Source organism: Candidatus Marimicrobium litorale (assembly GCF_026262645.1).
Lineage (GTDB): Bacteria > Pseudomonadota > Gammaproteobacteria > Pseudomonadales > Halieaceae > Marimicrobium > Marimicrobium litorale.
Genome location: NZ_SHNO01000001.1, coordinates 1,643,796 through 1,664,427, shown reverse-complemented (window position 1 = coordinate 1,664,427; position 20,632 = coordinate 1,643,796). Strand labels below are relative to the sequence as shown.

The 20,632-nt window shown below is 56.8% G+C and carries 15 protein-coding genes; 6 read left to right on the top strand and 9 right to left on the bottom strand.

Annotated features, from left to right (window positions below; translation table 11 throughout):
• Nucleotides 1-388: 388 nt before the first annotated feature.
• Genes EYC82_RS07375 through EYC82_RS07365 form a run of 3 tightly spaced genes read right to left on the bottom strand, consistent with a single transcriptional unit; the run spans nt 389 to nt 5,165 of the window.
• The gene (locus EYC82_RS07375; RefSeq protein ID WP_279248897.1) at nt 389-1,459 is read right to left on the bottom strand and encodes an MBL fold metallo-hydrolase; all 1,071 of its coding nucleotides are present in this window, start codon (nt 1,457-1,459) and stop codon (nt 389-391) included.
• Nucleotides 1,460-1,474: 15 nt separating this feature from the next.
• The gene (locus EYC82_RS07370; RefSeq protein WP_279250662.1) at nt 1,475-2,899 is read right to left on the bottom strand and encodes an MFS transporter; all 1,425 of its coding nucleotides are present in this window, start codon (nt 2,897-2,899) and stop codon (nt 1,475-1,477) included.
• 7 nt (nt 2,900-2,906) lie between these two features.
• On the bottom strand, nt 2,907-5,165 hold the full coding sequence (locus tag EYC82_RS07365) for a TonB-dependent receptor (RefSeq protein ID WP_279248896.1): 2,259 nt from the start codon (nt 5,163-5,165) through the stop codon (nt 2,907-2,909).
• 188 nt (nt 5,166-5,353) lie between these two features.
• On the opposite strand from EYC82_RS07365, the gene EYC82_RS07360 reads away from it, so the two are divergent.
• Nucleotides 5,354-7,210, top strand: coding sequence for a long-chain-acyl-CoA synthetase (locus EYC82_RS07360; RefSeq protein ID WP_279248895.1), 1,857 nt, complete (start codon nt 5,354-5,356; stop codon nt 7,208-7,210).
• Between the two features lie 22 nt (nt 7,211-7,232).
• Here EYC82_RS07360 and EYC82_RS07355 read toward each other — a convergent pair whose 3' ends face one another.
• From EYC82_RS07355 to EYC82_RS07330, 6 genes are all read right to left on the bottom strand, one after another.
• Nucleotides 7,233-7,862 carry a TetR/AcrR family transcriptional regulator gene (locus tag EYC82_RS07355; protein WP_279248894.1) on the bottom strand — a complete coding sequence of 210 codons (630 nt, stop codon included), beginning with the start codon at nt 7,860-7,862 and terminating at the stop codon, nt 7,233-7,235.
• A gap of 153 nt (nt 7,863-8,015) precedes the next feature.
• Entirely contained in the window at nt 8,016-8,891 is an 876-nt protein-coding gene (locus tag EYC82_RS07350) for a crotonase/enoyl-CoA hydratase family protein (RefSeq protein WP_279248893.1), read from the bottom strand.
• Between the two features lie 38 nt (nt 8,892-8,929).
• Nucleotides 8,930-11,122: a DUF3604 domain-containing protein gene (locus EYC82_RS07345; RefSeq protein WP_279248892.1), complete on the bottom strand. Its 2,193-nt coding sequence runs from the start codon at nt 11,120-11,122 to the stop codon at nt 8,930-8,932.
• Between the two features lie 59 nt (nt 11,123-11,181).
• Complete coding sequence (locus EYC82_RS07340; RefSeq protein ID WP_279248891.1) at nt 11,182-12,384, bottom strand: acyl-CoA dehydrogenase family protein; 1,203 nt, start codon at nt 12,382-12,384, stop codon at nt 11,182-11,184.
• Nucleotides 12,385-12,395: 11 nt separating this feature from the next.
• The gene (locus EYC82_RS07335) at nt 12,396-13,511 is read right to left on the bottom strand and encodes an acyl-CoA dehydrogenase family protein (protein WP_279248890.1); all 1,116 of its coding nucleotides are present in this window, start codon (nt 13,509-13,511) and stop codon (nt 12,396-12,398) included.
• A 22-nt stretch (nt 13,512-13,533) separates the two neighbouring features.
• Nucleotides 13,534-14,718, bottom strand: coding sequence for a hydroxymethylglutaryl-CoA reductase (locus EYC82_RS07330; protein ID WP_279248889.1), 1,185 nt, complete (start codon nt 14,716-14,718; stop codon nt 13,534-13,536).
• 245 nt (nt 14,719-14,963) lie between these two features.
• Here EYC82_RS07330 and EYC82_RS07325 point away from each other — a divergent pair, with 245 nt between their 5' ends.
• From EYC82_RS07325 to EYC82_RS07305, 5 genes are all read left to right on the top strand, one after another.
• On the top strand, nt 14,964-15,962 hold the full coding sequence (locus EYC82_RS07325; protein ID WP_279248888.1) for an NAD(P)H-dependent flavin oxidoreductase: 999 nt from the start codon (nt 14,964-14,966) through the stop codon (nt 15,960-15,962).
• 60 nt (nt 15,963-16,022) lie between these two features.
• A complete protein-coding gene (locus tag EYC82_RS07320; protein ID WP_279248887.1) occupies nt 16,023-17,381 on the top strand; it encodes a DsbA family protein in 1,359 nt (452 codons plus the stop codon).
• 106 nt (nt 17,382-17,487) lie between these two features.
• Nucleotides 17,488-18,339 (top strand): type 1 glutamine amidotransferase domain-containing protein, encoded by an 852-nt coding sequence (locus EYC82_RS07315; protein WP_279248886.1) that lies wholly within the window; start codon nt 17,488-17,490, stop codon nt 18,337-18,339.
• A 5-nt stretch (nt 18,340-18,344) separates the two neighbouring features.
• On the top strand, nt 18,345-18,722 hold the full coding sequence (locus tag EYC82_RS07310) for a hypothetical protein (protein WP_279248885.1): 378 nt from the start codon (nt 18,345-18,347) through the stop codon (nt 18,720-18,722).
• A gap of 48 nt (nt 18,723-18,770) precedes the next feature.
• Nucleotides 18,771-20,591, top strand: a complete 1,821-nt coding sequence (locus tag EYC82_RS07305; protein ID WP_279248884.1) for a sulfatase family protein — start codon at nt 18,771-18,773, stop codon at nt 20,589-20,591.
• Nucleotides 20,592-20,632 lie beyond the last annotated feature (41 nt).

The following is a 20,632-nucleotide window of genomic DNA, read 5'->3' as shown; positions in this document are numbered from 1 at the left end:
CTCGTACAGAAAATGAACCCATCGGGCGTCCCGCCCTCACTTAGAAACCTACCTGCTACAGCATCTGACCTCTCGTCACCACTGCGCTCTCGGCTTCAGGTAGCTTCAAATATATACAAATTTATTGAGAAAACAAGCTTCAAAGACGGGTAACAGATTTGCATTGGGCTCGGCAGAAACACTAACTAATGCATGGAGCTAGCCACGAGATACTTACAGTTCGTCCCATACCAGCGCTACCGCCTGGCATGAGAGCCCTTTTACCTCGAATCTGGAGGTCCATAATCCTTTTCCTCTAGTCCGTATGTCCTTCAAAGCGTCCGTCGAAAGTTACTATGGTTAGTGTTTGAGCTCTTCGTCACAGCTTGTGGCACGTTTCCGGCGTTGGTTACAAGCTCTTTCGGGTCAGGATGATCTCATCGCTATCGGCAGGCAGCGAAAAGCTGACGCCGTCCTGGCCGACGGTGTAGTCGGGGAATATCTCCCCCGCGCCGCCCAGCCAAAGTTCTTGCTGCCCGGGAATGACCAGGGGTGGCACGATATGGTAGTACAGCAGGTGACCGACGCCGGCATCACGGGCGGTTTCTGCTGCCTCTACCGGGCTGGCGTGGTAGTCCAGCACATCGACACTGATTTTCGCCATGATCTTGTTGCCTATCTTGTTTGCCGCCTCGTGCATCATCATGAGCAGGTTTGGCGCCAGGGCCTCGTGTACCAGCAGGTCGATCCCCTCGGAGAATTTCTGAATATTGTCCTGTTTGGTGGTGTCGCCGGTGATCAGCAGTTTGCGGCCCTTGTAGCTGAACAGGTAGCCCACTGCTGGCTCGACCGGAGAGTGTTCCACGGCCAGTGCGTTCACTGTCAGTCCGCCACCTTCGTATACGAGTTCGAGTTCCCCCATCTGCGGTACCGTGAAGGGCATGGCCTCAAGGCCGGCCGCGCTCATGGGGGCGACCATGTCTCCGTGGTGCTCGTGTCGGTAAACAAAGTCCTGTGCGTAGGACTCGTTGAAGCCGTTGACGACACGCTCTACACCGTGTGGTCCGTAGACAGGCAGCGGTGAGTCGTTATCTCCGGCGGCCCAGCGCAGGGTGCCCATCTCACCCAGGCCGTCGATATGGTCTGAGTGAAAGTGGGTGAGGAATACGCCCTGGATATTGCCGGCCTGGTAGCCCATGCGGCCCAGGTTACGTACCCCATCCGTACCCGCATCCACGATGAACAACTGCTTGCCCGCAACGACTGCCACGCAGGGGCCGGAGGCGTTGGGGGCGGGCATCGGGCCACCGGCGCCGCACAGTGCCAGGTGCAGGCCGTCCTCCATTTCCGCAACGACGTCGGCGCCCATGCGTGCTTCCAACCCACGTTCCATCAGGCGTGCGACGAGGGTTGTGCGCTGGCTGTAGGTGACTACGCCTGCGAGTGCCAGACAGCCAATCATCACAAGTACTTTTTTCATAGGTTTTTTTCTCCTTCAGGGTGACGATTCTTCGGCCAACTGGCGCAGATTTTTCTCGTGTACTTCTCTGTCGATCTGGTATCGAAACACCAGCGTAACTGCGAGCATGTACAGGAAGACATACGTGGGGGCGTAAATAAATATCCAGCGAGACAAGGTCGCTTGATCCAGTGACCCCGGTGTAGCAGTTTCTGAAATACCCACCATAACCAGCACGCTGCTGGCCATAAATATCCCGAGCCCCGAAACGGATTTCTCGAGGAATTTGCGCGAGGCAAAGAAGATACCCTCCGAACGCCGTCCTGTCGTTTTCTCACTGTCTTCCACAACATCGGCGAACATGGACGAGATCGTGATGTTTGCGGATATGAATAGAGCCATGTCAACGGTGTAGATTGCGAGCACCGACGGCAACAGTGCAGGAGAGCCATTGTCCGGGAACCAGCCAAACACGCGCAGAAGATAGGGCATCGGCGCCAGCGATGCTGCCGTAAACCAAAAAAAGATCACCGCTTTCTTCTTACCGATTCGGCGCGACAGCCCTGGCGCAATGATCACTGCAATGAATACACTGATAATCAGGAACATATTCAGAAGGCCGATCTGTTCAGAGGTAAATTCCCAGAACAGCGTAAACAGAAAGTTGGCGGACGAAAGCCCTAGCCCGCTGGCGGTGGCGGCGAATAGTGTCGCGCCCATCACTACCAGGAAGGAGGGGTTGGAGAGTGTCTGTTTTAACTCTGTTGTCGTCTGCCGCGCGTTAAAAGGTCGCTTCGGCGGGGGTGACTTGAAGGTTGGGATGCGATTGTGAGTACCAATGGATGAAACGATAATTGCGATAAACATCATCGTTGACCCCACCAAGGCGTACTTCGTATAACCCTCCGGGTTCATTAAGCCTACCGAGTACTCCGGTGTCTGCGGAAAGAAAAACACATAGGCAACAATAGTGAGTCCTATCCCACCCAGGTAACCGAAAAAGCCACGATATCCGATCACCTTGGTTCGCTCATCGTAGTCAGGGGTGAGCTCAGCAATGAGCGAGGTACTGGGCACTTCAAACAGCGTGATCAAGGTGCGCACGAGTACCGCCATAGCCAGCAGATAGAAGAACATGGCGTCAGCGGATAAAACTGGCGGGTTCCACAGGAAAAAGAAGCTTACAGACACCGGTAGCGCCGAGAAATACATAAACGGATGTCGACGGCCCCAGCGGGAGTGCAGGTTGTCGGATATGTGGCCAACCAGCGGGTCGGAAATCCCGTCGATGATCAGTACCAGCATAATAGCGAGCCCGACCTGCTCTGCAGGCATGCCAACGACACGGCTGTAAAAGAACAGAAGAAACACCGAGAAGGCATTGTCTTTTACGCCATAGGCGACCGCACCAAAGCCGTAAGCGACTTTGGTACTGAGTGGTAGTGGCCGGTTGGCCTGCATTTTCAAATCAGAAATCGTAGCGCACGGTGGCACCCCAAGTTCTCGGCGGTGCCAGCCAGAAGGCGTTCGTGGATGTGACGGGGAATGTCGCCGCGGCGAAGGATACGTATGTATCATCGGTCAGATTCCTGCCCCAGACCGATACATTCCAGTTGTCGTTCCGCCAGCCTAGTTTGGCGCTCAAGTCTTCCCGGTCATCAAACTGGTCATCGCGAAGGTCCGCACCAGCACTGATGGCATGGTCATCCATATAGCTGTAGTCCGTCCGCAGGTAGATGCCGCCATCGTACAGCGGAAAGACCAGTGTGGCGGACAGGGTGTAGCTGTACTCGGCAGTGAAGGGCAGGTTGTCCCCCTTCTGGGGGCCGGCGGTGATTTCATACTTGTCCATGTAAAGCAGACTGGCACCCAGTGTCAGGTTCTGCAGGGGCAGCGCCTGGATCTCCAGATCAAGTCCCTGGGTTTCCACTTCGGCCTGGTTCGATACCCGGCTGCCGATGCCCGCTTCCAACTGCTGCTGGAACTGGTAATCGTCGATCTCGGTGTAGAACAGTGCAGCGTTCACGCGCAGGCGAGATTCCAGGAGGGTGGATTTGACCCCGGCCTCATAGCTAATGGTGTCCTCGTCATCAAACTCCCGTTCTTCGGGGGTGCCGTTGACTGTGTTAAAGCCACCGGACTTGGAACCCGTCGCCACGCTGGCGTAAAGCATGGTGTCGTCCAGGATGTCATAGCGGGTGTTGACCAGCCAGTTGACGTTGTCAGTGCTTCGAGTGAAGGAGTCGTCGATAGGGGTGGAGACCGTGGTGAGGAAGGACAGGCCGGTAAGCGCCGCTGACGGCGCCGTGGAGTCGATCTCGGTGAACAGGTCGGCGTCCTTTTCCTCGTCGGTCCAGCGCAGGCCGCCGGTGACCTGCCAGGCGTCAGTAATATACCAGGTGCTCTGGCCGAAGACTGCCACGTTGGTGGTGTCGATCGATGTATCAGCGCGCAGGTTGTCGCCTGGCCGGGCAATAAAGTTCGGAGGTGCTGGTAACGTGTCGATGAAGTCCTGCTGTTGGTTGGCCTGGGTCAGGAAGTCCTCCCCAAGGAATACAAAGGGGTTGCCGTTACCGCCCTGGATGGTGGATTCGAAGTAGAAAAAACCGAGCATGTGTTGAAAACGATCACTTGCATCAAAGGAGACTCGAAACTCCTGGGACAGGGTGTCGCTCTCGCTATAGCCCCCAATATACGACATGACGTCCAGTTGGGAGCGGTCGGGATCGTAGCTATTGCTGGTCTCGTTATCGGTATAGTTTGAAATCGACTTGAAGGAGCCCCATTCAAGAGCGTAGTCGACAACCATTGAAAAGCTGTAGAACTCGCTTTCGTAGTTCTGCTCGACGCTCACCGCGGTCTCGTAATCGAAGGGGTTGTTTTTGTCCGGTTCAAAACCTTCGGCTACCAGCTGTTCATTCACGGAATCGCCGGCGGTGGCATCGGGGGCGCAGCAGCGCGGGTTGCGATCCACATAGGTGCCTTTGAGACTGATGCTCAGATTATCGGTGGCCTCCCACAGCAGTTTGCCGATGACATTCCAGTCGTCGGCGTTGTTCATGTCATCCCCGATCCCGTTGTTCTCCAGGTAGCCATCCCTTTGGTGGACGGAGCCGGACAGGCGGAACGCCAGCGATTCGGTAATCGGTCCGCTGACCCCCGCTACGTATTTCTGCAGGTCATAATCGCCCAGTGTGGCCTCCACGTAGCCCTCGTATTCCTCGAGGTTGGGGGCCTTGGTGATAATGCTGATGGCTCCAGCGTTAGTGTTCTTGCCGTACAGGGTGCCCTGTGGTCCATTCAATATCTCGATGCGTTCGATGTCGGTAAGGTCGGACATGCCCAGCCCGGAGCGATTCAGGTAGACATCGTCTACGAATATGCCCACCGAGGGTTCCAGGGCAATGTCCGTCTGGGAAGTGCCGATGCCGCGAATCCGGAACGCTGCGGTGTTGGGCTGGGTATTCGTGGTAATGGTCAGGGTGGGAGCGAGGATGGCCAGATCGTCGGCATTTGTGATATTCGCTTCCCGGATAGTCTGCTCATCGAAAGCGTTCACCGTCATGGCAATATCCTGCAGGCTCTCGGCACGCTTGGTCGCCGTAACGATAACCTCCTCCAAAACGGCATGTTGGGCAACAGCATGAGCAGGAAGAATGCCGATCGTTACAGCCAGAATTGTGCTGTGTAGAGTGTGCTTTTCTGCGCAAAGTGTTTGTGCAGTCATCGTAGTTACCTTGGTTTGCAGGTTAAGGGCGCATACGTACTGGCTGATGCAGATAACCCCAGCTTGTCGTTATTGCTATTGGGCTCAACATTACATCCTAATATTGACAACGTCAATATATGCGCATAAATTGTTGCTCCTTCACATGGGTACACGCTGAAAAAACGCTATTAAGCAGGGGGAATGAGGTGAAAGCACATACTGTCGGTTTTCCAGAGTCCGGCGCAATGATAGGTCTGGCGCGAATCCGGGAGTATTTCCGGGTGCTCACAGAGCTCGCCCACATCTTACCCGCAAGGAAGTACCAGATGCCCGAGGAAGATGAACAGACGTCGCTGGGCTCGGTCTTCGAAGGCACTGTCTCACGCTATCCTGACAACATCATGCTGATATTCGAGGGTCGACAGTGGACCTATGCCCAATTCAATGCTGAGGTTAACCGGCTCGCCCGGGTACTCGCCGGCAAGGGGATCTCTCGCGGGGATACCGTGGCGATCTTCATGGAGAACCGCGCGGAGTACATCCTTGCCATGTTGGCGCTGGTCAAGCTGGGGGCCAGCGCCAGCCTCATCAATAACAGCCTCACAGGGGGGGCTCTCTTGCATTGTCTTTCAGCTACGAATGCCAAGGGCTGTATCGTCGGAGAAGAGAGATCGGCAGCTTTCGACTCGATACGCGACGAACTCAGCTGGACAGATACCGAGCCGCTGCTGTGGTTTTCTGACGCCGATTCGAAAGAGCCGCCTCATTGGGCTATTGATGCACGGGTAGAAATGGCGTCGATGTCAGGGGAAAACCTGACGGTCACGAGCACTATCACTGCTGGAGAGACGGCGCTTTATATCTTTACTTCCGGGACGACGGGATTGCCCAAGGCTGCGGTCATCCTGCATCGAAAGATCCTCGCCGCGGGGCAAGCTATTGGGGGTACGGGGTTCAGGCTCAAGCCCGAAGACAGGCTTTACCTGTGCCTGCCCATTTACCATATTACCGGAATGGGTCCGGGCGTCTGCGGATTCATTAGCGCGGGTGGCTCCATCGTTCTCCGCCGGAAGTTTTCCGCATCTAGTTTCTGGTCGGAAGTACAGGAATACCAGGCGAATTGCTTTATCTACGTCGGCGAGTTGTGTCGCTACCTGCTAATGCAGCCAAGGTGCCCGGAAGAGAAAGGTAATCCGCTGAAAAAAATTCTGGGCAATGGTCTCCGTCCGGATGTCTGGAAAGAGTTTAAGGATCGTTTTGGTGTTTCCCGAATCTGCGAGATATACGGCTCCAGCGAGGGCAATGTCAGCTTTATGAATCTATTGAACAAGGACAGCACGATTGGCTTTCCCAGTTCCAAGATAGCGCTCGTAAAGTATAACCACGATGAGGCGGAGATACTGCGGGATGAGTCGGGTGTCTGTATCGAAGCGCCCGTCGGAGAGCCTGGCCTGTTGCTGGGGAAAATCAGCAGTAGAACGCGGTTTGACGGCTACACTGATTCGGCTGCCACCGAAAAGAAGATTGTCCGGAACGTTATCGAGCAGGGAGACCAGTGGTTTAATACCGGCGATCTAATACGTGAGATCGATGTTGGCTTCGCGTTGGGCCTGAAGCACTACCAGTTCGTGGACCGAACGGGCGATACCTTCCGCTGGCGCGCGGAAAATGTCTCGACTAACGAGGTAGGTGAGGTGTTGAACCGGCATCCGCAAATCAATATGGCAAATGTCTATGGCGTTGAGGTTCCGGGCGTGGAAGGCCGTGCGGGCATGGTAGCATTTGCCCTCGAGGAGAGTGTCCCATTTGATATGGAGACGTTTGTGCGTATCGTGGATGGCGAGTTGCCCGTATATGCCAGGCCGGTATTCCTGCGCATTCAGCGATCAATGGCTACCACCGGGACGTTTAAATTACTCAAGGGTGAACTACGCGAGCAAGCTTATCACCTGGATAACGTTGGGGATGATGAAATTTATGTTCGCAGGCCTCAAGGCGAGTCCTACGAGCGATTGGACGTCGGTTTCTATAAGTGCATTGCCGATGGCAGCGCAGGTTACTAGCCTGGAAAGACCCGGGCAGGATTTACTTCGCCGGGTCCATTAACTGCCACAGCATGTCTCCCGTACTAGTGCAGAGTTTTTTGATTGATACATGGTCTGCGTAGACGCCATCCAGGCATAATCGGCTGATTCCGTGCAGGGCGCCCCACATAAAGCGCTCGAAGTAAACGACATCTACATCTGCACAGATCAGGCCCTTCTCCTGGGCTCTCTGCAGGCGCTCAGTGTCTTGCCGCAGTACTCTTCTCGAGGTAATCGCAAGTGACTCAGTTTTTGCGCCCTCGTGCCAGGACTTGCTGCCGTACATCAGGTCATAGTACTGCCGGTTGTTGAGTGCAAACTTGACGTAAGTCTGTACCAGCGCACGCATCATTTCATTGCCAGTGCTGTTTCGGTGCTTGCGACGAGTGGCATCCATGGTCTTCTCGAAGCGTCTGAAGCCTTCTTCTGCCACCGCCGACAACAGTGCGTCCTTATTATCGAAATGGTTGTAAGGAGCGGTTCTAGAGACACCCAGGTTAGACGCCAGTCGACGCAGAGAGAGTGCAGATTCACCTTCTTCTGCCAGTATGCGGGCGGTCTCGTCCAACAGTGCCTGCTTCAGCGCGCCGTGATGATATTTCTTTGCTTCAGAACTTGATTGCTTCGCCATGCGTAATTCTCGAATACTCAGCGCCCTAATCTATCGCGTCCCATTGACTTTGCCAAATTTATGACAAGATTCGATGATCGAAAGCCGGACCACTAGTTAGATCAGTAGATGAACTCGTCGTCCGGCGAACAGACCGATCGCCCCCGCGCTAGTTCACTTCCACCAGGGATAGAACGCCGGCATATCGGTGGATGTGCGGTCTTCGAATACCGCCTCCCGCTTCTCCAGGAACGCGGCCACGCCTTCCTTGCCGCTTTTCTGGCTGGCGTAAAAGATTGCCAGCGAGTCGACCTTGTGCGCCTCGATGGGGTGAGGCTGTGCGGCATTGCGGTACATCATCTGGCGCGACATTGCGATGGCCACGGGGCTGTGTTTGGCGATGCGCCGCGCCAGCGTGTAAGCCTCGTCCAGCAGTTGCTCGGGGGACACGATGGCTTTCACGTAGCCGCCGGCCAATGCATCGGTGGCACTGAGAATTTCTGCCGTGTACACCCATTCCAGGGCCTGGGAAATGCCGACGATGCGCGGCAGGAACCAGCTTGAGCACGCCTCCGGGGTGATGCCGATCTTGTTGAACACGAAGCCGATGCGCGCCTTTTCGGAGGCCAGGCGGATATCCATGGCGCAGGTCATGGTGGCGCCGATGCCGACGGCGGCGCCGTTGATCGCAGCAATGACCGGCTTGTTGCACTCGTAGATGGCGAGCGCCACCAGGCCGCCGGTGTCGCGTACGCTGTCGATCTTACCGTCACCCGCGCAGCATGCTTCCATATCAGCCATGTCCGGCAGCTGGCTCTCATCCAGGCCGAAGACGTTGCCGCCAACGCTCAGATCCATGCCTGCGCAGAAGGCCTTGCCCTCTCCGGTCACCACCACCACGCGCACCTTGTCGTCGTTGCTGGCGCGATCGAACGCATCAATCAGTTCCTGCGCCATTTCAACGGTAAAGGCGTTCAAGTGTTCGGGACGGTCCAGGGTCAAGGTCAGAATGTGGTCCTCGACCTCGTAGCGCAGGGTGTTGTAGGGCATGGGAATTCTCCGGATATGTGGCGGGCCGAGTTAACTCGTCAGTACCCGCGGTAATGGATGGGTGAGGACCAGGCCCGCTCCTGCAGGGTCCTGGCAAGATCGGGCCGGGGTTCGACCCCGGCGCGCAAGGCGTCCCAGGTCGACCAGCGGCAGCTTGGGTTCTCAATGGCGCGGGCATAGTAGAACGCGCGCTGCTCGGGCTGGAAATCCGGATCACGCCACAGGACGGACAGCTGCCCGGCCCCTGTGTCAGGGTTAATCGAACAGTCGGTAAGGTCGACCCTGGCCCCGTTATCCGGACAACGTTTTGTGTCAGGGTTGACAGTGGCGCCGCTGGCGCAGGCCACGTCAATCACATCCTCGTGCGTATTACCGTCGCCATCGATCCATCCCTTGATGACCTGCAGGCGCTGCAAGGGTGCACTTTCCGGATCGGCGGATGCCATCACGATGAAGCCGGGCGCTTCTCCGTCACCGCCGGCGCCTTCGAGATTCCCACCCATGCTGACACCTGCTGCATAGGCACGCTGGACGCCATCCGCACTATCGAGCATTGTCTTGTCGAAGCCATAACCGGCGAAAAAGCGCAAAGCTATGCGCGGGCCCGACGTGGCAAAGACCTCCTTGCGGCGAAAAGCGCGGTAGATCGACTCTCGCGTATTCTCCTCGGCCCAGACCGCAGCCAGGCCGGAAGCGCCATAAAGCGCGTTGGCTCCCCTGTCGTAGATCTTCCCGTTGATCCGCTTGAACATGCCGGAAGAGCCTGCTCTCGAGGGATTGAGGGCCATCCCAACTTTCGTCAGGTAGTAGGCAAACTCTCCTTCCAATCCTTCTAGTGGTACTGAACCGCGTTGCGCTGCAGTCGCTGACAGCAAACCCAGCTTGGAGACGTAGGTGGACTCGTCGGGCTGGCTCGCGGCGGAATGGGTGTCACTCGAGCCTATAAAACCAAACTCGTAGGGGTTGGTAATGCCCCTGCGCTCAAGCGCCAGCCCGTTGCGTAGGGCTTCACGTACGTAGGAACCCTTATTTTTACTTAACGCATTGGTTGCCACCCGAAAGGGCATGATCTCGAAGCCCGCCCACTCATCCCGCGTCGACAACAGTGGGTGAGTTTCTGAGGTGCCCTTGATCTGGGTAATCTCAACAATGGGTTCATTGCGTATTCGCTGACGCGCGTAATCATCGTCCAGCGGGTTACCGGCCCAGTCCACCAGCTTGAACATCTGGCCGTTAGAGCCATTGGAGTTATGCGGTATGGCAAGGCTTTCAACACCCTTTGCCCTGAGTTCGTCCATCCACTGCCACAGGTTCTCCGGGTTCTGCGAGTGAAAGCGGGAAAAGGGTTCCCGTGGTAGCCGTTCACTGCCTTTGAAGATGACGTTGCGATGCAGATTACCGTAATCCGGGGAGACTGAGGTGTATTCGAAGCCCGCAAAGGTGGTGAATTCCCCTGGTGTATTGAACTGGTCAGCCGCATCGACAGTGTCCATCCAGGCGCTATGGACCACCCCAAGGGTTTCGACCCTGTCCAACTCACCGGCAGTAATCATCTCACTCGCATTGGGGAAGAAGGTTCCGAACCTCGCCCCCCTGCGCAGGCTGGAGACTATGTCCGTGCCATTTTTATCCGGTGCGTTGAAGTCATGATAGGGCTGGGAAAAGGCATTCTTCGCGAACGCCGTGCTAGTATCTGAGGCTGCAGGGAAGACACCAAGGAACTCGGCGTGATCGGTTACGGCATAAAAATCCAGAGGCCGGTTTAGTTGCATCGTGAAGCCACCGGGGTGGTCAATCGCCTCGCCCATGGCAAATCGGTAGGCGTCGTACGGGGTCGCCAGCGTCCCCATAGAATGGCCATCGAAGGAATAGGTGGTGTGTACGTGCAAGTCTCCGAAGTAGGCCCGTCGCTCGACCGCTTTAGTGCCAGAGATCTCCTGTGTAGCGCTGTCGCTTGCCTGTGCCGCGCCACGGATAAGCAGTTCCGTCTCCGTTTCGAACAGTTTGTTTGACCACAAGCCACTCTCGTTCATCTCGGCGATAACGATATCGATTTCGGCAGTTTCGGCGATGACCCCGGGGTCATTGTGTACATCCGCTGCTGTACTGAAGCTGTCGCCGGACTGCTCCACTGTCTCCCCAGAGCAAGACGCCAGCAGTATCGCGAGTGGTACTAGTATCGCGGCAATGCGACGCCTACCGTGGAAGCACAAGTTTTTTTTTTGAAGCATTATTATTCTCCCTTTTGGAATGGTTGCCGGCGGTCAGTCCATTCGATTAACAACACGGGTTATTTCAGCTCGCTCGAGGATTTGCCCAGCACCTGACGCGCGACAATCAGCTGTTGGATCTGCTGCGTACCCTCGAAGATATCGACAATCTTTGAATCCCGGGCAAACTTTTCCAGCAGGTGGGCCTCGCTGTAACCCAGGCTCTGGCACAGCTCTACGCAGCGCAGGGTTACGTAGTTACCCATCCTTCCGGCCTTGGCCTTGCACATCGAGGCTTCCTTGGAGTTGGCTTGGCCATTATCCGCCATCCAGGCTGCCTTCAGGGTCAGAAGTCGCGCGCCCTCCCACTCCGATTCCATCCTGTATAGCTCTGCCTCGATAGCCGATGTATTGCTGGGCTTCTTGCCGAAATCCAGTTGAATGTCTTCCTCCGCAAGCATTTCACGGGCCATATCAAGCGCGGCCCGGGCGATACCCACTGCCATTGCAGCCACGAGTGGGCGGGTGTTGTCGAAAGTTTGCATAACGCCCCCAAAGGCTTTCTTGCGGCCTTCTTCATCGGTGGCGATCTCAGGGCTGCCGAGGATGTTATTCAGTGAGACGCGGCAGTCATTAAAACTGATGGAGGCGGTATCGGAAGCGCGGATGCCCATCTTGTGCTCCAGGCGGGTGACCTCGCAGCCTGGCGTTCCCTTTTCCACGATGAATGACTTGATCGCGGCCTTGCCCAGGGATTTGTCGAGGGTGGCCCACACCACAAGAGTGTCGCAACGCTCTCCATCAGAAACGAAGATTTTCTCCCCGTTAATTACCCACTGGCCGCCCTCGCGTACGGCGGTGGTGCTGATATTGGCGGAATCCGAACCGGTACCGGGTTCGGTGATACACATGGCTGCGTAAGTGTTGGCGTATTTGTTGCGCTGCTCCGGCGTGCCCACCGAGTTGATGGCAGCGTTGCCCAGGCCGCTGCCCGGGATAGCCATGAACAGGCCGAGATCACCCCAGGCCAGCGCCTGCATGCCGATCACCGCGCCCATGTTGCCGCTGTTTTTCACAGCCGCCGATTCGCTTTCAGGTTTTTTGCCCTCTGAGGAGGTATCGCGGGAGCCGGCCATCAGTTTGGCCACTTCCTCCATCTCCTTGGGGTATTCGTGCTCCGCCTTGTCGTATTTGCGCGAGTAGGGGCGCATCATGTGTTCTGCCAACATTCGGGCGTTGTTGTAGGTTTCCTGGTGCTTGTCTGAAATTTCCAGCTGAATCATCGTTGTTCTCCTTAGACGCTCGCTACGCCATCCATAATTGCAATCGCCCGCAGGTTGCGGTACCAGGATTCCACCGGATGCTCGCGACAGAAGCCGTGGCCTCCCAGCAGTTGCACGCCGTCTGTTCCGATCTTCATGGCATGTTCAGAGCAGGCGACTTTTGCCAGGTAGGCCTGCTCGTGGAAATCCAGGCCCTGTTCGGCCCGGGACGCTGCGCGCCAGGTCATCAGTCGCATGGCTTCCAATTCGGTGGCCATATCCGCCACCATAAACGCCACCGCCTGGCGGTTGCTAATGGGCTCGCCAAAGGCAACGCGCTCGTTCACGTATTCCGTCACGTAATCCAGTACACCCTGGCAGCACCCCACTGCTAGGGCGCAAAGGCCGATGCGCGACAGGTTCACAAAGCGCTGTAGATCGAAGCTGCGACCACCCAGAAGAGCTTCAGCTGGCAGTTGCACGTTATCGAAAGTGAGTGTGGCAAGCTCCAGTGTGCGCAGGCCCATGTGCTCCTCGCGCTTAACAGTCATACCCTCCGGAGTGCCCTCGACAATAAAGGCGGCGGGGCCTTCTTCGTCCAACTGTGCAATCACCATCGTCAGCTCAGCGCTTTCACCCAGCGGCACCATGCATTTGTTGCCGTTCAGTCTGTAGCTGCCATCGATGGCATTGGCTGTGCACTGCGGTTCCATGGGATCGAAGGTGGCGCGGGGCTCCATCAGGGCAGTGGTGGCCGAGACAAAGGTGCCCTCACAGAACCGCGGCAGGAATCTTTCCCGTTGGGCGTCCGAGCCCTGGTCCAGCAGAGTGTTCACAAAGGCCTGAGGTGTGAGGGCGCCCAGGGACAGGGCCATGTCGCCCCAAGCTAGATCCTCGGCATTAAGCGCATTGGAAACGGGGGAGCGTGCCATACCTGCGCCCCCCAGTGCTTCCGGTATTGGCAGCAGGGTGAGCCCCAGTTCCGCGGTCTTGTTGTAAAAGCCTTTGGGTGTGACGCCAGCTTCGTCAGCGTCCTTGGCGACCACGCGTATCTCGTTGGCCGCGAAGCGCTGCATGGTGTCCTGGTTCATCCGCTGGTCATCATCGCGAGTCAGGTCAAAGAGTCGTTCGCCGGATTGCGTGTTCACTGTCGCATTGCTCCACTTTGATTTATCGGTTACGGCCGAGTTTTTCGTGGGCGTCAACCCACTCATTGGTGCTACTGGCTTTATCGGTGCGTGCTGCGGATACCAGAGAGAGTTCACCGGCCACGACAAGGCCTGCAGCAATTTCGATCAGCTTGTAGGCTTTGTCCTTGCCGTAACATCCCATCAGTTCCAGGCATTCGCGCTGGGTAGACAACCCCGTCCCACCGCCGTAGGTGGCCATGATGAGCGCGGGCAGGGTGATCGAGTAGTAAAGGTCACCTTTGGTGGTGACGTAGCTGTAGACGCTGCACTGGTTGGCCTCACCAATGTTTGCCATATCCTGCCCTGTCGCCATGTACAGTGCTGCCAGGCCGTTGGCTGGATGGGCCGCATTGTTTGACGCGCCGGTGAGGAACGCCGCCAGAGAGGCGATGCTATGGGAGTTGCGCAGCAGCTCGGGCGTTGTGCGCAATACACTGGCCAGCACTTCCTTCGGAAGAGTGATTTCTGCGGTGACCTTGCGACCACGACCCTTCAGTGAGTTTACAAAGGAGGTCTTCTTCTCGCTGTCCATGCCGCCGGACAGTCCATAGGTGCGCAGCTTGGGATAGTTGGCGCGAATCCACTCGCAGGCCACAAAGGTGGCACCGCCGGTCATGTTCTGGCCCGCCGCATCGCCCGTGCTGTAGTCGAAGCGTGTGTAGACCATATTGTGAACCGGGTACTGCTCGATCTCGAGTAGCTTGCCTACCGAGGTTGTGGACTCGGCCTGGGCCTTGATCTCGTCAAAGTTGTCCTTCAACCACTGGCAAAAGTCGCGACCGTCTCGGGCATTCTTGAACATGAACACAGGTGCCCGTTGCATGGCTTCGCTCACCACAGTGGTTGTGACACCGCCACTCTCTCGAATAACGCGCATACCGCGGTTGTAGCTGGCGATCAGGGTGCCCTCAATCGTGGCCATGGGAACGTAAAACTCGCCCTGGGCATGCTCGCCATTGACTACCAATGGCCCCGCCACGCCTATTGGCAGCTGTGCCACGCCAAACAGGTGCTCACAGTTGCCCTCCATACTCTCCGGATCGTAGGAGAAGTGCTTCGTATGGCTCAGCTGAGTGCCTGACTTTTCCTCGAGGAAGGCCTGGCGCTCGGCGATGATTTCAGGGCTGTAGTCGTTTTCATTGCTGCGTGGGATTTTTGCGCTCATGGGATGGGTCCTCTATTTAGTCGATATACACACGGGGGTGGCTAATTTATTTCCTGCTGGAAAGTGTCCCGCCTGAAGAGCAGGGGTTTCCTCACAGATTCGCATTCCTCTCGGTCCGCCATTGACAGTGTCAATATAGCGGCCTAGAATACCACAAATATTGACGGTGTCTATATTGGATGGATTCGGCGAAGAAAGAGCAGGGGAATCCGTAAGTTCTTAAACGTAACCAGGGGATACAGAGAATGAAGACTAGATTGACTGAATTGTTGGGTATCGCGTCCCCCATCATTTGCGGCGGCATGATGCGTGTGGGTACGGCGGATCTGGCAGCGGCGGTGTCCAATGCTGGTGCACTGGGCGTAATGACCGCACTTACCCTGCCAACACCCGAGGAGCTGGAGGCCGAAATCGCCCGTTGCCGTTCGCTGACGGACAAACCGTTTGCAGTAAACCTGACAGTGGGTGTGGTGGCCAGCGAGATTAACTATGACGATTATGTCGATGTGATTGTCAACAGTGGTGTCAAGATTGTTGAAACCGCCGGGCGCAGCCCGGAGCCGTTTATGGACCGCTTCAAGGCCGCGGGTATCAAGGTCATTCATAAGTGCGTGGCCGTACGTCATGCCCTTAAAGCAGAGCGCATAGGCGTTGATGTAGTGAGCATTGACGGCTTTGAGTGCGCGGGCCATCCGGGTGAGCAGGACGTGGGTGGACTGGTCCTGTTTCCGGCGGCAACCCAGGCCCTCAAGATTCCCGTGGTAGCTTCTGGTGGCATCGCCGACGGCCGCGGGCTTGCCGCCGCTCTGGCACTGGGTTGCGATGGCATCAATATGGGCACACGCTTTTTGGTGACGCAAGAGTCACTCGTGCATGCGGACATCAAGCGAGCGGTGGTGGATATGGACGAAACCCAGACCCGCCTGATTTTCCGCAGTTTCAAGAACACCGCTCGCGTCTACCGCAACTCAGTGGCCGACAAGGTCGCTGAGATTGAATCGACGGGTGGTGATTTCAGTGAGGTTCACGAGCTTGTTTCCGGCGGCAACCAATACAAAGCCTGGACCAGCGGTGATATAGACGCCGGTATGGTCACCGTAGGCATGTCCGGCGGCCTGATCAACGACATTCCCACCTGCCAGGAATTAGTGCAGAACATCGTTGGGGATGCCGAGAGGATCATCAGCGATCGCTTGGTCTCTATCGTCGCCGAGGGAGCGGTCGATGCGTCCACGGCGGCCTGATCCTGGCAAGACGAAGCAGGCACGTGTTCAACCAGCCTGGGGATCACAAGGAAAAAATACATGCTTGAGCCAGAAAATAACCCCAATCCGCCGGGCATAGTTGACCCTTCCCCGTTCAGGCGGTTGCTGATGGCGAGGTATCTGAGTCGAATCGCGAGCACAAAACAGATTCAGAAAAACAAGGCGAAGTTCGAGAACAAGCGACTGGCCCAGAAGCGGCCACATGTGGTTGAGTATTTTCACCAGCTTGATGACCCTTACTCCCATTTGACGGCGCAGGTCGTTGCTCGTTTTGCAGAACGTTACGATGTAGAAATCATTCCACACCTGATTCGCGCCAGGGGTGGCAGGAACCAGCCGGAAAAGGAAAAGCTTGCATCCTGGGCGCGCCGGGATGCTGCTTGCATCGCGCCCCATTATGGCTTGCGGTTCCCCGAGGTTGCTGGTGTGGTTCCCAAGCCGGAGGTCCAGCATTCGGCCACACTAGCACTGGCGGGTTTGGACAGCGATGGTTTTCTCTCGGAGATCGAGAGAATCAGTACCGACCTGTGGTTCGATGAAGAAGCGGCGCACAGCGAGTCATCGAATGCTGACGCCATTGAGGCACTGGACAAGGGCTCGGCCCGGTTGGCGGAGTTGGGACACTATTCGGGAGCTACATTCTATTATGGCGGTGAGTGGTACTGGGGCGTCGACAGGCTGTTCCACCTGGAGCAACGCCTGCGGGAACTCGGCGCCTGCGAGGTGCCTCAAGAGCCCTATATTGTGTCGCGCCCGGACATCGACGTCACAGGTGTCGATGCCAGTGGCCTCGAACTGCATTTCTACCCCTCTCTCAACAGCCCCTACACCTCGATCATCTACGACAGGACGATTGCGCTTGTCGATGCCTGTAACATCAAATTCCATCACAAGCCGGTCCTGCCGATGATCATGCGCGGTGTTCCTGCTACCCGGGCAAAGGCGAAATATATCTTTTTCGATACCAAGCGCGAGGCAGATTTTTTCGGTGTCCCATTTGGAAATCATGTCTCCCCCATAGGTACACCTACCAGACTTGCCTACTCGCTCCTGCCGTGGGCCGCTTTACAGGGCAAGGATCGCCAACTCCTGAGCACGCTTTTGCGGCACGCGTGGGCCCAGGGCAGGGGGCTACACCGAACTTCAAATATGAAACGGGCTGTGCAAGAGGCCGGCCTGGATTGGAACGAGGCCCAAAAACGACTGGGAAGCGATGAATGGAAGGAAATTGTCGAGCGAAACCAGGACGAGATGGTAGAGGAGATGGGCCTGTGGGGGGTTCCTTCCTACCGGCTCACCGGCCCCGATGGGGAACCCGATCTCGAGGTCTGGGGGCAGGACAGATTATGGCTTGTGGCGGCGGAAATTCGCCGCAGGGCCGAACTCTCTACAAACTAGCGCTGATGCTCGATGAGTAACCCAGCGGTGGATTTTTACATTACACCTGTGCCGCACGAATCATGAGGTTGTGGCGAACCTCACACCACTTCGGAGAATATTTTTCATGAAGAATTTGCTCAAAGGTTTTGTTGTGCTCTTTGTCGTTGTTGGCATTTTCATGTTGTCACTACCAACCATTTTGCATAGCGCCGGTCTGCACCCCGAATACCATGGCGCAACCGTCGAACTTCCCGGTAAGCGTGCGCTCGTTATCGCTACCAGCCATGGCGTACTGGCCGCCCCGGGGGAAACGGAGGGGCCTGCGACGGGTGTCGCTCTCTCCGAACTGACCCATGCCTACTACCCCTTCAGCGACGGCGGCATGGAGGTAGATGTGGCGAGTATAAAGGGCGGGGAAATTCCCATCGACCCCCAGTCTTTGAGTTTCATGATCAAGTCGCCGGAAGATGAGCGCTACCTCAATGATGCCGTCGCCCAGGCCAAGGTGAAGAATTCCATCCCCATGAATGATGTCGATATCAGCCAGTACGACATCGTGTACATCGCGGGAGGATGGGGCGCCGCCTATGACTTGGCGCAGACTCCCGTACTGGCTGAGAAAGTCACTGAGTCCTATTACGGTGACAAGGCCGCGATTATTGGCGGCGTGTGCCACGGTGTGCTGGGGCTGGTGAATGCCAGGGACCGGGAGGGTAGCCTGCTCATTGCCGGGCGCCGCATGACCGGGGTGTCAGATAAGCAGGTAAAGGAACTGGGTATCGAGATTACGCCACTGCACCCTGAAACGGAACTGCGTAAGGCGGGTGCGCTGTATGAGAAACAGACCGCTTTTCGCGATTTCCTCGCCACTCATGTGGTGGTCGATCAGGAGCAGCGATTTGTGACTGGCCAGAACCAGAACTCCGGGCTGGAAACATCACACCGAATGATGCAGATACTCGCGGAACGGGAGTAATCGTTATGAACAGGTTGCTCAAGGTACTGGTAGTGCTGCCCGCCATACTCTTTCTCGTTACTGGGCTACGTTGGCTGGTGGCCCCCGCAGGAGTAGCGCCGCAGTTCGGACTAACCCTGGAGCAGGGCGTGGGTCTCAGCTCACAGGTGGGTGACCTGTCCGCGTTTTTTCTGTTGCTCGGTATCTGCATGCTCACTGCGCTGGTGAGCGAACGCCGCAGTTGGTACTACCCGCCGATTATTCTTCTATCGCTTACCGCGTTGGGTCGTATCCTTGCCTGGCTATTGCATGATGCAGCTTTGGCGGTAGACCTGATCGCCCCTGAGGTGACCGTGGCGGTTATTCTGCTGGTGGCGTCCCGCCGCCTGCCCGAACAGGCCTGACTGGCCGTGCCTGAACTAGCCGTGCCTGAACCCTTGAAAATGTGCTCAATGAGCGGCCTTTTGCTGGCCGGCACTCTGTTAGCTGGTGAGGCTGTGGCGGCGGGGATGTCTCCAGTAGATGTGGAGCCCATCGCGGTCGAAGAGGCAGCGCCGTCAAAGCGTCCCAATATTGTCTTAATCCTCGCCGATGATCTCGGGTATACCGACATCGCCTCCTATGGTAGCGAAATCAGTACACCGACCCTGTCGGCACTGGCGCAATCGGGGGTGAGTTTCACCAATTACCACACGGCAGCCAATTGTGCGCCCGCGCGGGCGATGTTGCTGACCGGTGTAGACGCTCATCTCGCCGGTGTGCCGAATATTCCTGAAATGCTCGCGCCGGAGCAACGGCGCCATGCCCACTACCAGGGCGTACTGGGCAACAACGTGGTAACAGTCGCGACCCTGCTGGGGGATGCCGGCTATCACACCTACATGGCGGGTAAGTGGCACCTGGGTGCCGGGCCGGGCAAACTACCCAGCCAGCGTGGATTTGAACGCACCGTGGCACTGGCTGATTCCGGTGCTGATAACTGGGAGCAGCGTCCTTACATCCCTCTGTATGACAAGGCCAACTGGTATGCAGATGGTGAGGAGTACGAACTACCGGAAGACTTCTATTCCTCGCGTTTCCTGGTGGACAAGACCATCGAGTTCATCGGCAGCAATCTCGATGATGAGCAGCCGTTCTTCGCCTACCTGCCGTTCCAGGCGGTTCATATTCCCGTGCAGGCGCCCCAGGAGTTCATCGATCCCTACATGGGAGTGTACGACAGCGGTTGGGACGTGCTGCGGGAACAACGGCTGTCTCGTGCAGTAGAACTGGGCATTGTGCCGGGAGGAGCCGGTACGGTGCGTATGGCGACCACGGCAGACTGGCAGGTGCTGGATGATGAACGGCGGCGGTATGAGGCCAAGCGCATGGCGGTCTACGCCGGCATGGTGGAGGCGATGGACTTCCACATCGGCCGGTTGATCGACTACCTCAAGGCTAGTGGTGAGTATGACAATACGCTGTTTATCTTCACCTCCGACAACGGCCCCGAGGCCGGTGGTCCTGCAGACCCGGATGGGTTTGCCGCACGGCGATTGACGTCTTCGCTTGGCTACAACACCGATTACGACACGCTGGGCCTTAAAGGCAGCTACAACAGCATCAGTCCGAGCTTCACCAGTGCTGCGGCCAGCCCACTGGCCTACTACAAGTTCTATGCAGGAGAGGGGGGCATGCGCGTGCCCCTGATCGTGGCGGGTGAAGCGCTGCCGCGGCAAGGAGTGCTCATCCGTGCATTCTCATTCGTCACGGACATCACGCCGACCATTCTGTCATTTGCCGGTGTAACTCCGCCAGGTGATAGATACGGTGGCAGGCCGGTAGAACCGATGATTGGTCGCAGTCTTGCCCCTGTATTGCTGAATGAAGCCGAGCAAATTTACGCCCCGGCGGATACCGTGGGCTATGAACTGGCAGGTCACGCTGCACTTTTTCAGGGCGACTACAAAATTGTCTACAATCGCAGCCCGCTGGGGGACGATCGTTGGCAGCTGTTTAACATCTTGAAAGACCCCGGCGAGAGTCACGACCTGGCACGCGAATTGCCGCAGCGATTCCAGCGGATGCTCTCGGCCTATGAGCGTTATGCCCAGACCAACAAGGTACTGCCGGTCCCGCAAAGCTACGACCACCGTAAACAGCTGGTATTGAATACGTTGTACGCAGGTGTGCGTGAACCTTTCCTGATTCTGGTGTTGCTGATGCTTTTGCTGTCCCCATTCTATGTGGCTAGCCGGATGAAAAAGGCGTCAATTCACCGGACAGCCAGATAGCGTTGATGGCGCAATTTTTTTTTCAGATAAGTGAGGAAACG

Coding starts and splice junctions, on each gene's coding strand:
- EYC82_RS07375 (WP_279248897.1), bottom strand. CDS start 1,459: ATGAAAAAAGTACTTGTGATGATTGGCTGTCTGGCACTCGCAGGCGTA.
- EYC82_RS07370 (WP_279250662.1), bottom strand. CDS start 2,899: ATGCAGGCCAACCGGCCACTACCACTCAGTACCAAAGTCGCTTACGGC.
- EYC82_RS07365 (WP_279248896.1), bottom strand. CDS start 5,165: ATGACTGCACAAACACTTTGCGCAGAAAAGCACACTCTACACAGCACA.
- EYC82_RS07355 (WP_279248894.1), bottom strand. CDS start 7,862: ATGGCGAAGCAATCAAGTTCTGAAGCAAAGAAATATCATCACGGCGCG.
- EYC82_RS07350 (WP_279248893.1), bottom strand. CDS start 8,891: ATGCCCTACAACACCCTGCGCTACGAGGTCGAGGACCACATTCTGACC.
- EYC82_RS07345 (WP_279248892.1), bottom strand. CDS start 11,122: ATGCTTCAAAAAAAAAACTTGTGCTTCCACGGTAGGCGTCGCATTGCC.
- EYC82_RS07340 (WP_279248891.1), bottom strand. CDS start 12,384: ATGATTCAGCTGGAAATTTCAGACAAGCACCAGGAAACCTACAACAAC.
- EYC82_RS07330 (WP_279248889.1), bottom strand. CDS start 14,718: ATGAGCGCAAAAATCCCACGCAGCAATGAAAACGACTACAGCCCTGAA.
- EYC82_RS07325 (WP_279248888.1), top strand. CDS start 14,964: ATGAAGACTAGATTGACTGAATTGTTGGGTATCGCGTCCCCCATCATT.
- EYC82_RS07320 (WP_279248887.1), top strand. CDS start 16,023: ATGCTTGAGCCAGAAAATAACCCCAATCCGCCGGGCATAGTTGACCCT.
- EYC82_RS07315 (WP_279248886.1), top strand. CDS start 17,488: ATGAAGAATTTGCTCAAAGGTTTTGTTGTGCTCTTTGTCGTTGTTGGC.
- EYC82_RS07310 (WP_279248885.1), top strand. CDS start 18,345: ATGAACAGGTTGCTCAAGGTACTGGTAGTGCTGCCCGCCATACTCTTT.
- EYC82_RS07305 (WP_279248884.1), top strand. CDS start 18,771: ATGAGCGGCCTTTTGCTGGCCGGCACTCTGTTAGCTGGTGAGGCTGTG.